The 12,736-nt window shown below is 58.1% G+C and carries 11 protein-coding genes; 8 read left to right on the top strand and 3 right to left on the bottom strand.

Translation table 11 applies throughout. The features are described from left to right. Nucleotides 1–286: 286 nt before the first annotated feature. Nucleotides 287–991, top strand: coding sequence for a class I SAM-dependent methyltransferase (locus tag ACGHIZ_RS03060; protein WP_390449093.1), 705 nt, complete (start codon nucleotides 287–289; stop codon nucleotides 989–991). A 48-nt stretch (nucleotides 992–1,039) separates the two neighbouring features. On the opposite strand, the gene ACGHIZ_RS03065 is transcribed toward ACGHIZ_RS03060, so the two are convergent. Beyond that, nucleotides 1,040–1,336 carry a hypothetical protein gene (locus ACGHIZ_RS03065; RefSeq protein ID WP_117629603.1) on the bottom strand — a complete coding sequence of 99 codons (297 nt, stop codon included), beginning with the start codon at nucleotides 1,334–1,336 and terminating at the stop codon, nucleotides 1,040–1,042. 77 nt (nucleotides 1,337–1,413) lie between these two features. On the opposite strand from ACGHIZ_RS03065, the gene ACGHIZ_RS03070 reads away from it, so the two are divergent. From ACGHIZ_RS03070 to ACGHIZ_RS03085, 4 genes are all read left to right on the top strand, one after another. Then, on the top strand, nucleotides 1,414–1,902 hold the full coding sequence (locus tag ACGHIZ_RS03070; RefSeq protein WP_390449096.1) for a GNAT family N-acetyltransferase: 489 nt from the start codon (nucleotides 1,414–1,416) through the stop codon (nucleotides 1,900–1,902). Between the two features lie 305 nt (nucleotides 1,903–2,207). Further along, on the top strand, nucleotides 2,208–4,211 hold the full coding sequence (locus ACGHIZ_RS03075) for a GTP-binding protein (RefSeq protein ID WP_390449099.1): 2,004 nt from the start codon (nucleotides 2,208–2,210) through the stop codon (nucleotides 4,209–4,211). Nucleotides 4,212–4,304: 93 nt separating this feature from the next. Continuing rightward, the gene (locus ACGHIZ_RS03080) at nucleotides 4,305–5,423 is read left to right on the top strand and encodes an AAA family ATPase (protein WP_390449102.1); all 1,119 of its coding nucleotides are present in this window, start codon (nucleotides 4,305–4,307) and stop codon (nucleotides 5,421–5,423) included. Nucleotides 5,424–5,475: 52 nt separating this feature from the next. Next, nucleotides 5,476–7,968, top strand: coding sequence for an excinuclease ABC subunit UvrA (locus ACGHIZ_RS03085; RefSeq protein ID WP_390449105.1), 2,493 nt, complete (start codon nucleotides 5,476–5,478; stop codon nucleotides 7,966–7,968). 42 nt (nucleotides 7,969–8,010) lie between these two features. Here the strand turns inward: ACGHIZ_RS03085 and ACGHIZ_RS03090 are convergent, their stop codons facing one another. Continuing rightward, nucleotides 8,011–8,940, bottom strand: a complete 930-nt coding sequence (locus tag ACGHIZ_RS03090; RefSeq protein ID WP_199576900.1) for an ATP-binding protein — start codon at nucleotides 8,938–8,940, stop codon at nucleotides 8,011–8,013. A gap of 408 nt (nucleotides 8,941–9,348) precedes the next feature. Between ACGHIZ_RS03090 and ACGHIZ_RS03095 the strand changes: the two genes are divergently transcribed. The 3 genes from ACGHIZ_RS03095 to ACGHIZ_RS03105 all read left to right on the top strand — a co-directional run bounded on the left by ACGHIZ_RS03095 (nucleotide 9,349) and on the right by ACGHIZ_RS03105 (nucleotide 11,920). After that, a complete protein-coding gene (locus ACGHIZ_RS03095) occupies nucleotides 9,349–9,984 on the top strand; it encodes a recombinase family protein (protein WP_118267929.1) in 636 nt (211 codons plus the stop codon). A gap of 155 nt (nucleotides 9,985–10,139) precedes the next feature. Beyond that, nucleotides 10,140–11,024 (top strand): DUF6591 domain-containing protein, encoded by an 885-nt coding sequence (locus tag ACGHIZ_RS03100; protein ID WP_390449109.1) that lies wholly within the window; start codon nucleotides 10,140–10,142, stop codon nucleotides 11,022–11,024. Nucleotides 11,025–11,272: 248 nt separating this feature from the next. After that, nucleotides 11,273–11,920, top strand: coding sequence for a DUF4230 domain-containing protein (locus ACGHIZ_RS03105; protein ID WP_118267933.1), 648 nt, complete (start codon nucleotides 11,273–11,275; stop codon nucleotides 11,918–11,920). Nucleotides 11,921–12,063: 143 nt separating this feature from the next. Here the strand turns inward: ACGHIZ_RS03105 and ACGHIZ_RS03110 are convergent, their stop codons facing one another. Further along, nucleotides 12,064–12,663: a tRNA (cytidine(34)-2'-O)-methyltransferase gene (locus ACGHIZ_RS03110; RefSeq protein ID WP_390449112.1), complete on the bottom strand. Its 600-nt coding sequence runs from the start codon at nucleotides 12,661–12,663 to the stop codon at nucleotides 12,064–12,066. Nucleotides 12,664–12,736: the final 73 nt, after the last annotated feature.

Genomic DNA, 12,736 nt, shown 5'->3' on the forward strand with positions numbered 1-12,736 from the left:
CGTAAGTCAAATCGATGGCAGCGCATGCGCGGCGCTGCGATGATGAGGCCATGGTAAGAGCTGGACCGAAGGAGGAGCCATGATGTACGGAGCAGGGCAAGTGGATGAGCCGCGGTCGCTGGGAAGGCGCATGAGTGATTCTGTGATCGCTGCCGTGTGCACGGGATTGATGGCGGTGCTTTGCATTGGGATGCTGTGGACCATGTCGCATGTGGGACAATAGCGGACGGTTGGGTGCCGACATCAACGGCGCTCACGTATCCGTATTGCTTGTGAAGGAGTGCCCATGGGCGTCGTCGATCCCTTTTCTGTTGCTCGGGCCGCGGGGCTTGAGCTGATCGGGAAGCCCGAGGGCCTTACGCTCACCGATGGCTCGATGGAGTTGCGAGCCGATTTTGCCCGCATGCTTCCACGTCTCAAGCAGGGTCGTCTGCAGCAAGAGCTGCTGGTAAAGGCTGCGCGCGCAAAAGGCATCGAGCAGCCATGGGCGATTGACGCCACGGCAGGCTTTGGCGAGGATTCGCTGCTGCTGGCGGCCGCGGGCTTTACCGTCGATTTATATGAACAGGATTGCGTGATTGCGGCGCTCCTCAAGGATGCCTTGGATCGCGCGGCAGATGATCCGGCGCTTGCGGTTGCCGTGTCGCGTATGCGCTTACATGCGGGCGAGGACAGCATTGCTGGCCTTCGCCATACAGCTGAGCTGATCGGGCAGGGCGAGCTTGCCGCTCCCGACGTGGTGTATCTGGACCCCATGTTTCCCGAGCGCACCAAGAGCGCGGCGGTGAAAAAGAAGTTCCAACTCTTGCACCATTTGGAACAGCCGTGTGCCGATGAGGAGACGCTGGTTAAAGCTGCGCTTGCGGCGCGCCCGCGCAAGGTCGTTATCAAGCGGCCGGTAAAGGGACCGCTGCTTGCCGGCGTTAAGCCGAGCTATCAACTTGCGGGCAAGGCCGTTCGTTACGATGTTTTGGTGCCGCCGCGCCCGTAGCTTGCGCGCGATAGCTGGCGCTCCGTCAGTGCCGTGCCGAAGTGGCGCCTATTTCCAAGGGTGCGACGTCAGGTGCCATCCGCCGCAGTATTCGCATTTGTAGCAGGCCAAACCGCGCCGTCCGCGGTTTTCGCAGTCGGCCATAACTGCCTCGGCCTCGGCGCGCGTGTCGTAACGGTTTTTGCGCTCGCACGACTTGTAGCGCCAGGCTTCATCGCGCTCGGCGTCTAGTGCGTCGCGGCGCACGTCTTCGCGTGCAAACAGGTCGCTCATATCGCCGCCCGTGGCAGCGCCTAAAAACTCGCTTTTGGCTTTTGACCAGGCGGCTCGCTTTTTGCTACCCATCTGCTTCGCGCCCTTCTCAAAACGTTGGTATCATTGCCCAATCAATGTGATACCAATAAACGTGAGGTCGCCGCGTGATGATCAGAAAAACTCTCGATACCGACATTCCCGCCGTCATGGCTATCTATGACGCCGCCCGCGCGTTTATGCGCGCGCATGGTAACGCCACGCAGTGGCCCGAGGGCACGCCTTCGGCCGAGCAGCTGGCTGCCGATATTGCCGCTGGTGGCAGTTACGTGTGCGAAGTCGACGGCCGTGTGGTGGCGACGTTTGCCTTTTTGCCCGGCCCGGACGAGTGCTATGACGTAATTGAGGACGGTCAATGGCGCAGCGACACTCCATATGCCGTGCTGCATCGCGTGGCGTCCGATGGCACCGCGCACGGTATCGCGGCTGCGATGTTTGCCTTTGCCAAGGAGCGTGCCGATCACCTGCGCATCGACACGCATCAGGACAACCTGCCCATGCAGGGAGCCATCGCCAAGGCCGGGTTTAAGCGCGCCGGTATCGTATATGTGTCGGACGGTACGCCGCGCGTCGCGTTTGATTGGCTGCGCGAGGCATAAAGGCCGAGTCACATACCAGCGTTTCACCGAAATGAAAATGGCCCCGAGTGGGGCCATTTTTGGTAAAACGCGTTGTTGTGGGGCTCGCGTTGCTACCGTCCCAGATGACCCCGGGCAGACAAAAAAGGGAGGTGCCGGCTTTCGCAAGGCGCGAACCTACGAAAATCGCCGCGCGGCAACGCGGGGCGATGAGCTCGGTCGGGGGATAGGGCCCGCTTCGCCCGCCGGCCCGTAAATTGTATCATCCAGTGTGGAACGAGGATGCCCGTTGCCGCGTGCGATGGGCTTGCAATAAGAGGAGAGCCATGTCGAAGCAAGCGGTCGTTGGAATTGTGGCGCATGTCGATGCCGGCAAGACCACGCTGGCCGAGGCCATGCTGTTCAACGCGGGTCGCATTCGCAAGCGCGGCCGCGTGGACGATGGTGATTCGCATCTGGACACTGACGCGATCGAGCGCGAGCGTGGCATCACGATTTTCTCGTCGCAGGCCGTACTCGACCATGGCGATACCCACGTCATGCTCGTGGATGCGCCGGGGCATGTCGATTTTTCTGCCGAGGCGGAGCGCACGCTGCGCGCACTCGACTACGCGATTTTGGTTGTGGGCGCCAACGACGGCGTGCAGGGGCACACCGAAACCCTGTGGCGCCTGCTTGCGCGCTATGACATCCCGACGTTCATCTTCATCAACAAAATCGATTTGGAGAATCCCGGCCGCGATGTTTTGCTGGCACAACTTAGGCAACGTCTTTCCGAGGGCTGCCTGGATGCCAACGAACTGCTGGCGGGCGGCGCCGTTCAGGAGGACGCTGCTGCGTTGGACGAGGCGGCGCTCGAGGAGTTTTTTGAAGCGGGCGAGCTTTCTGTCGCAACGCTGTCGCGCATGGTTGCCGAGCGCAAGCTCTTTCCCTGCTTTGCCGGCTCGGCGCTCAAGGACCAAGGCGTGGACGAGCTGCTGGATGGCATATGCGCGCTGATGCGCGAACAGGCGTGGCTCCCGGAGTTTGCCGCGCGCGTCTATCGTGTCAGCCGCGGGGATCACGGCGAGCGTTTGGCTTGGGTTAAAGTGACCGGCGGCACGTTGCATGCCAAGCAGATGATTGACGGACGTTCCGGTGCCGAGGCATGGGAGCAAAAGATCGACCAGGTGCGCATCTATAACGGCGAGAAGTATGAGCTTGCCCAAGAAGTTGCTGCTGGCGGTATTTGTGCCGTGACGGGTCTTGCGCACGTTCGCCCGGGGGACGCCCTGGGCGCGGAGCCCGCGGGCGATGCGCCCGTCATTGCGCCGGTCCTCACCTATACGGTGCTGCCGGGCGAATACGACGTCCATGCGGTGTTCAAGGCGTTGACTGAGCTGGCGGACGAAGATCCCATGCTCGGCGTAAGCTGGAATACGCATCTCGAGCAGATTCACTTGCAGTTGATGGGCGCCGTGCAGCTCGAGGTCGTGCAGCGGGTGCTGGCCGATCGCTTCGGTCTTTCGATTGCGTTTGAGCCCGGCGGCATTCTCTATAAGGAGACCATTTCGCAGCCGGTCGAGGGCGTGGGCCACTTTGAGCCACTGCGCCACTATGCCGAGGTGCATCTGCGTCTGGAGCCGTTGCCGGCGGGTTCGGGCGTGCAGTTTGGCACCGTGACCTCGACCGACGAGCTCGATCTTAACTGGCAGCGTCTGGCACTCACCAACGCCATGGAGCGCGATCACCTGGGCGTGCTGACCGGCTCGCCCATGACCGATGCGCGCATTACGCTCACGGGCGGCCGTGCGCATGCCAAACACACCGAGGGCGGCGATTTTCGCCAGGCCACGTACCGCGCGATTCGTCAGGGGCTCATGCAGGCGCGTGAGGCTGGCGCGGCGGTGCTGTTGGAGCCGTGGTACCACTTTGAGGTTGAGGTGCCGGGGGAGTGCGTGGGCCGGGCGCTCTCGGATGCCACGCGCATGGGTGCCGAGTACGAGCCACCGGCGATGGCGGGAGACCGGGCGAAGCTTGTGGGTCGCGTGCCGGCATCCGAGGTGCAGGATTACGCGCTGGAGGTGGCTGCCTACACGAGCGGTCGCGGGCATCTGTACCTGGAGTTCGCCGGTTATGCGGCCTGTCATGATGCCGAGCGCGTTATAGAGGCGGCCGCCTATGAGCCCGAGGCCGATCTGCCCAACACGCCCGACTCGGTCTTTTGCTCTCACGGCGCCGGTTACACGGTCAAATGGTACGACGTACCCGCCGCGGCACACGTAAAGGTCGATCCCGCCACCTTCCGCCCCTGGCGTGCAGCAGACGCGGAGTTTTTCGGCCACATGTGACAAAGGGACAACCCCTTTGTCACATGCTATTGGTATAACTCGGTATAAGTTGGTATAACTATTACCAGGGTTTGCCAATCCGAGGAGGCCGACATGAATCCAAATCCCTTTAAGCCCACGGCTGGCAAGCGGCCTCCGATGCTCATCGGTCGCGAGTCGGTCGTCGAAGATTTCGAGGAAGGGCTCGATAACGGCGCCGGAGCGCCGGGTAGGCTCATGCTCATTACGGGAAACCGCGGCTGCGGCAAAACGGTTCTCCTGCGGGAGCTGCAACGTCTAGCCAGCGAGCGCGGATGGGCGGTTATCTCCGATTCCGCTTCGCTTGGCTTATGCGACCGCTTAGCCGACGCGCTTCGCTCGAATAAACCCGTTGTGACGTCAATGGAGTTCGGGCCGTCGTTTGGCCGGATGTCGGTCGAGGCGGCGCGAGCAAAGGGCGAGACGTTACGAGGGCTGGTCAACGAGCGCCTCAAGAAGCTCGGTCCAGGCAAGGGCATACTGTTTGCGATTGACGAGGCGCAGTCTGCGTCTATCGAGGAGCTGGCGGCTCTTGCCGTTCTCTATCAGCAGGTGCTCGGAGACCAGGATGCCACGGGCTTGTCCGATAGCGATCAGCGCGGTCTTGCGCTGGTGCTCGCCGGCTTACCCAGCATGGTTGACGATCTGCTCGAAGAGCCGAGCGTAACGTTTTTGCGGCGTGCTCAGCAGCGTGCGCTGGGGGCGATATCTTTGCCCAAGGTGCGCGATTCATATATCCAGACGGTCAAAGACGCTGGTCTTTACGTTGACGCGGAGACGGCGGACCTTGCGGCACACAAGAGCATGGGGCATCCCTATATGGTTCAGTTGGTGGGCTATTACATGTGGCGCTCTGCCGTCCGGCGTGGCTCTCAGGTCATTGAAAGGTGCGATGTCGAGAATGGCCATGCGGATGCCGTCTCCGAGTTCTACGAAGCGGTCGACGCGCCCCTGTATTATGGATTGCGCAGTCCGCAACGCCTCTTTATCGAGGCCATGGCTGCTGACGAGGGTAAACCGACGCGTATGGCGGATATCATTGAGCGCTGCGACCGTACTCAGAGTTGGGCGAGCAAATATCGCGCAAGCCTGATTCGCGAGCGCGTCATCGAGGCTGCCGGATACGGCCTCGTCCGGTTTACCGTGCCCATGCTGGGCGAGTACATTCGAGATCGTGTTTTATGGCACGAGTAATGTGATAAAGGGACTGTCCCTTTGTCATATTCGATCAACAGGAAGGGAAGCGATGACGGTGTTGCAACAACCAAGTGCTATCGAGGTGCGCGGTGCACGTGTCCATAACCTCAAGGACATCGATATCGACATTCCGTTGGGAAGGCTCGTGGGCATTGCCGGTGTGTCGGGTTCGGGCAAGAGTTCGCTGGCACTGGGAGTTCTTTATGCCGAGGGCTCGCGCCGTTACCTGGAGGCGCTCAGCACCTATACCCGCCGTCGTCTGACGCAGGCCGAGCACGCCCAGGTGGACGAGGTGCTGCACGTGCCGGCGGCGCTCGCATTGCATCAGCGCCCCAGCGTGCCGGGCGTGCGTTCCACTTTTGGCACCATGACCGAGCTCAACAATAGCCTGCGTCTGCTCTTTAGCCGCTGCGCCCATCACGTCTGCCCGCATTGCGGGGCGCGCGTGGAGCCGAGCCTTAACGTGGCCGCGGGCCTGTCGCTCGCGTGTCCGACGTGCGGGCGCGAGTTCTATGCGCCGGGTGCCGAGGACCTTGCCTTTAACAGTGGCGGCGCGTGCCCTACCTGCGGCGGTACCGGCGTTATGCGCGAAGTGGACGAGGCGAGCCTGGTGCCCGACGAGTCAAAGACCATCGACGAGGGCGCGGTGCTTCCCTGGGGCACACTCATGTGGGATCTGATGAAGCAGGTGGCCGGCGAGATGGGTGTGCGCACTGACGTGCCGTTTAACCAGCTCACGCCCCAAGAGCGCAATATCGTGTTCCATGGCCCGGCGGTTAAGAAGCACATTCTCTACGTTCCCAAAAACGGCGAGGGCGCCACGCCGCTCGACTTTACCTATTACAACGCCGTCTATACTGTCGAGAATGCGCTCGCCAAGGTCAAGGACGATAAGGGGCTTAAGCGCGTGGCTCGCTTTTTGCGCGAGGGCCCATGCCGCGATTGCGGCGGCACGCGTCTCTGCGAGGCTGCGCGCCAGCCCCAGGTGCGCGGTATCAATCTGGCGCAGGCCGCGGCCATGACGCTGGGCGAGGCGATTGAGTGGGTGCGCGGGGTGCCCGCATCCTTGCCGGCCGAGATGCAGCCCATGGCGACGGATATCTGCGATTCATTTTTGGGCGCGGCCCGTCGCCTGGTCGATTTGGGTCTCGATTATCTTTCGCTCGACCGCGCCGGTGTCACGCTCTCCACGGGTGAGCGCCAGCGCGTGCAGCTCGCCCGCGTGGTGCGCAACCGATCGACGGGTGTGCTTTATGTGCTGGACGAGCCCTCAATTGGCCTGCATCCTGCCAATGTCGACGGCCTGGTGGGTGTGATGCGCGACCTAGTGGGCGACGGCAACACCGTGGTTGTTGTCGACCACGATACGCGCGTGTTGGCGGAGGCTGATTATCTGGTTGAGATGGGCCCCGTTGCCGGAGCAGGCGGCGGCAATGTGATCGCCGCTGGTACGGTGGACGAGGTCGAACAATCGCAGGGCAGCCGCATCGCACCGTTTTTGCGCGCAGACCCCAAGCGTTTGCGCCCGCGGGTGGCTGACGACGAAATGTTCGATCAAGGCCATATCCGCATGGCGACCGATGCCATCCATACCGTCAAACCGCTCGAAGTCGATATACCACGCGGTCGCCTTGTCACGGTGACGGGCGTTTCGGGTTCGGGCAAGACGACGTTGGTACTCGAGACGCTCATCCCGGCGCTTAAAGCGCAGGCAGCTGGCGAGCGCTTGCCACGCCACGTGCGCTGGATCGATGCCGAGGGCATCGCACGCGCCAACCTGATTGACGCCACGCCTATCGGCGCCAACGTGCGCTCGACGGTAGCGACCTATGCTGATATCCATGACGAGCTGCGTCGCGCCTTCGCCCGCACGCCCGAGGCCAAGGCAGCCGGCTACAAGGCAGGCGCATTTAGCTACAACACTGGCGCCTTGCGCTGCCCTACGTGCGATGGCACAGGATCGATATCACTCGACGTGCAGTTTTTGCCCGACGTCGAGATCGTCTGCCCGGCATGTCGCGGCTCACGTTATGCAGACGCGGCCTCGCATATCCATCGCGAGGGCAAGGACGGGAGCCTACTTACATTGCCGCAACTTATGGATATGAGTGTGGACGAGGCCATTGACGCCACGTTGGGACTCAAGAAAGTCCAGACGCGCTTGCAGACCTTGCACGACCTGGGCTTGGGCTATCTCACACTCGGTGAGCCCACGCCGGCGCTTTCGGGCGGCGAGGCGCAGCGTCTTAAGCTTGCGAGCGAGATGGGCCGCGTGCAGGACGATGCCGTATTCGTGTTCGACGAGCCCACGATCGGCCTACATCCGCTCGATGTTCAGGTGCTGCTGAGTGTGTTTGATGGCCTCGTTGCCAAGGGCGCCACGGTTATCGTGATCGAACACGACCTCGACCTTATCCGTAACGCCGATTACGTGATCGACATGGGTCCGGGTGGCGGCGACGCGGGCGGGCAAATCGTCTGCACCGGTACGCCGGGCGACATCGCTGCCTGCTCCGCAAGCATCACTGGCCATTACCTCTAGCAGAATGTGACAAAGGGACAGTCCCTTTGTCACATCCGATGCCTATTTCACGCATTGAGCGGCGAGATAGTCGCGGAAGAACGGTAATTCAAAAGCGACGATTCCGCGCCCGCGTTCTCCAATGATGCCGGCGTCTATCATGCGGCGTCGGTAGCGGGAGACCTGTTGCGGCGAACGCTTAAGGCGCTCGACAAGGTCAGCGGTGGTGGACTCTTCCTCGTCATCGAGCATGGCGATGAGGAATCGCTTGTCCTCTGCAGTGAGTTCCCGATAGGTTGCCGCGAGGATTCGGTCATCCATCTCGTCGCGTGCGATTTTGATTCCTAGGTCAAAGTCACGTGACGAGATTTCCTTCGAATCGCTTGTAAGATCCCAGGCACGGTAGCCTACGAGTTGCAATAGGAAGGGAAAACCAGAGATCGAGCGAACGGCTCTATCGATTCCCTCAGCATCTGCTAGGCGATCGTTTTCCTGGATTGTGCGAATTAGGGCCTCGCGCACGTCATAGTCGGCAATGCGACCCAGATGATATTGTTGGGCGCGGCGAAGGAACGAGACCGTCTTGTGGTTCAGTAGCGTCGATACGTTGTTGGGAAGTCCCGCCATGAGCAGGGCGACGCGTTTCCCATCGGTCACAAAGTGCTGATACGTCGCTGCGAGCTGAATCATCTCGTCGAGTGTCGGGTCCACCTCGTCAACCGTGACGAGCAGACCGGTGCCCGCCTCGTTGAGCTGGTCGATGATGTCGCTCATGCGATAACGCCAGGTTGAGACATCGTGAACGCGATTGACCTCGATGCTGCCGAGCGGTGCAATTCCGAGACCGGTGACTTCGAAGTTGTTAGACGGGTCGATAAGATGGCCTGCAGCACGTTTGGCCCCGAACTCGATTTCCTCAAGCATTCCCGAGAGCGCGGTCGTCTTTACGGCAATCCAGCCATGGGATTCCGCCCTTGTCGCGAGCGACGACATGAGAGCAGTTTTACCGGTTCCACGCGCGCCTGAGAAGATCGAGGTCAATTCCGGGCGTCTGCGCTGGCTCAAGAAGGCACGGTCCAAATCCCGAATAATCTGTTGTCTGCCAGCGAGATGGGCAGGGACCTCGCCAAAGCTAGGGGTAAACGGGTTTTCGAGGTATTCCACAATGCCCTCCTTTAGCGTCTCAGGTTAATTTCATTTTATTCTAGTTAATCTAAATTAAAAACGATTAATTTCATTTCAAAGTATAAGGTTGGCGCCGTGCGTTGTCGAAGCGGTGCTTGAATAGCTTACGTTGGAGCCCGAAAATGGGTTCAACCCATTCGCGAAATTTGCACGCCCTATTGTGAGTGGGCTCTCAGATGAGCTGAAGCTGCCATCGTGCGGCTGATAGGGGCAATCATGAAAAACAGAATCTATGGGTATGCTCGAGTTTCGTCAGCAGACCAGAACCTGGATCGCCAACTGGATGCGCTGGAGCGGTTTCCGGTCCAAACGAATTTGATCTATGCTGACAAAGCGAGTGGAAAGGACTTCAGGCGTCCTCAGTACCAGCGTCTTCTTCGTCGTCTGCGCGAAGGGGACGTTCTGGTGATTAAGAGTATCGACCGATTGGGTCGCGACTACCGTGAAGTTCTCGATGAATGGCGTCGCCTAACGACGGACAAACGCGTTGCCATCGTGGTGCTCGATATGCCATTGCTTGATACACGCGAACAACCCAATGGAATTACGGGGACTTTTATTGCCGACCTAGTGCTTCAGGTTTTGAGCTACGTGGCTCAGGTGGAGCGCGAAAACATAAAGCAGCGCCAGGCGGAGGGTATCGCGTCGGCGCGTCTGCGGGGTGTGAGGTTTGGGAGACCGACGCTCGAACGTCCGGATAGCTACCGCGATGTCATCAAATCATTCGAAGGAGGTGAGGTTACGAGGCAAGAGGCCGCAATGCTTTTGAACGTTAGCGCATCGACGTTTGATCGTTGGAGACGGGCGGACGTGAACGGATATGACCGTTCGCCGTCTGTCCGTCCTCTTTAGCTAGACATTTTGACGAGGGGAGTTTATTGCACAGGGCCCACTCCTTCCCTCGATGTTTATCCAGTTCACGCCCTTGAATCAAATAGTGCCACTGCGTCGCCAATTCGTCTGCTATTTGACGAGGGGGAGGTTAAACGACTACCAAGGGATATGTAATGAAGAAAAAGTTATTTACGGCAGTTCTGGCTTTTAGCGCGGCGGCGCTAATCGGCATTTCTCTACCACTCGGAATTACGGGTCGCGGCTGGAGTCCGACATGCGCATTTGCAGCGACTAAGAAAAGTGGAAAGAAGCCAAAGCCAGGTAAGAAGGATTCAGTAAAAATCGATCAACTAAACTGGAGTGTCTCAGAAGGCGTTGTTGATGGCGTCGAGATGATGACATTTGAATATGACAATAAATCGAGCTTCGATATTGCTCAGTTCACTATTCAGTTTGAGCCGAAAGGGGAGTTGACTGACGAACAGAAACTCCTGTTTACTGACGTTTTTGATGAGGAAGAGGCTGCGCACGATTATTCAACGCTGATAATGACGGCGAATAGCCAGCGAATCGTCGAGAAGCGAAAATCGGTTGATAGCGTTCCGTGCATTATTCATGGTGACTATGTCGCCAATGCCCAGCAGAATCAATATGACCTGATGGAGCCTTCAGTGGCGACTATTGCCTATCTAGGCGGCGATGGAAAGATATATCTCGAGTACTATAGTTTCAAGTCGAAAACCTATACGACTTCATCAAAGGGCGGTGTCAAGGCGTATGACTGGCCAACAAAAGCCCTTGCAAAATCCTTGCCGAAGCCTGATTGCCCTATCGTTTATACGTCGTTAGACGAAAAAGACTGCCTTTCGTTTGTCGCATTTGGCATCGATCATGATGGGTACGACAAATACATCAAAGCTTGCAAGAAAAAGGGATACAAGGACATCGAATATTCGTATGACAGCAGTTTTTGCGCAAAGGATAAAAAGGGACGGGAGCTGATGATCGGATATGGCGACCGAGATCAGCGGATGGGCGTCAGCGTTTCAGTTGATTAACGTGGGCGTATGATCGAATGATCAACGCGTTATGATGCCTATGTATGGATTGGGGTGCCGGCCTATGGTCTGTGCCCCAATCTTTCTAAAGTTACGTGCAGCAGAATAGGTATTAAATTAACGTATGAATGTGTATTTATATTATGTTGGATTTAAGTCCTTCCTTTCTGAATTGGTTGACATCAAAACCCAATATAAATGAATTGAGTCCGTAATTACCCTGAGGACAACTGGAGGACAAGGGCTAAATGAGCGTTTCCAATCCGTTTAAAACAATTGGCCAGAAGATAATTGTCGCCCTATTGGCGTTAGGCTTGATTGCAGCTTGCGGCGGCTGCGTGTACCTGTGGTTGACGCGCGATCAGACCGTTATAAGCGATGATTCGATTCGGGAAGAAATTAAGCCGGTAACGAAGTTGCTTACCTACGAATACGATTTTACTCAGGTTCTATATATTGACGACGCAGGGAATCCGTTTGGTTTTAACAATCCATTTACTACTAAGCGATATGTAGCGACCATCGATGGCAAGGCGGATATCGGCCTGAACGTAGACGATGAGAACCTGAAGGTCAAAGTCCATCGTTCGAAAAACAACGAGTCGGTAATAAAATCTGTTAATGTTACGCTTCCGCATTCCGAGATCGTGACGTTGTCAACGGATCCGAACTCGCTTAAAAAGTACGTTGAGGACAATGGTTTTCTTAATTGGAATCAGGTCAGTACGGACGATTTAAATAAATTGCTTCAGCAGGCTGATAAGGACCAGAGGCAAAAGGTTCAAGAAAGTGGCATGCTGGAAAAATCTGATGAACGTGCAGTAAAACTGGTGAAAAAGCAGGTGTCGACGTTCTGTGGTCCAGACGTAAGGGTCAATGTCGAATTCGAAGATTAATATCTACCTTTGAAATCAAATTACTGATTCAGCTGAACGCCCGCTATCGCGATGCCTTACGTTGCGATAGCGGGCAGCTCTGATTTCGTTTGAAGGGTGTCAATGTGACAATTGTCCGATATGACAACGAGACTGTCCCTTTGTCACATTCCCGGAAAGCCTGTTTGGCGCAGGGCCTCGTAGAGGACGATGGCGGCGCTGTTGGAGAGGTTGAGTGCGCTGATGCGGTAGTCGTTCGGGTCGACGAAGTTGCCGCAGATATCCTGCTGAAGGATGGCTTCGTGGCTATCTTCGGTATGCCCGAGCGCCTCCTCGTGGGCTTCCCAAGCCTCGGCGTTATCGAGCGAGTCGCAATCGCGCAGCATAGGGATGCGCTCACAGCGCTCGGGTGCCGCGGCGAGCAGTGGCTCGGGAATGCCCGAGCTCTCGCTGCCAAAGACCAAGTAGTCGCCATCGCGGTAGGTACTCTGCGCATAGGTGCGGCGTGCCTTTTTGGTCAACAGATGCAGGCGCTCGTCGGCGGGGGAGAGGCCGTTGCGCGCAAGGAAATCCTCCCAGCCGGTATAGGTCGTCACGTTCAAGTTTTGCCAGTAGCCCAGGCCGGCGCGACGCACCGTCTTGTCGTCGAGCGAAAACCCCAGCGGCTCCACCAGATGCAGGCGGGCACCGGTAACCACGCAGGTGCGGCCGATATTGCCCGTATTGGCCGGAATCTCGGGCGCGTACAGCACGATATTGAACATGAATCTCCTTGGCATAGAACGAAAAACCACCACGAAGGGGACAGTCACCTTCGTGGTGGTTTGGCGGTTGCAT

Source organism: Collinsella sp. i05-0019-G5, from assembly GCF_042851345.1.
GTDB lineage: Bacteria > Actinomycetota > Coriobacteriia > Coriobacteriales > Coriobacteriaceae > Collinsella.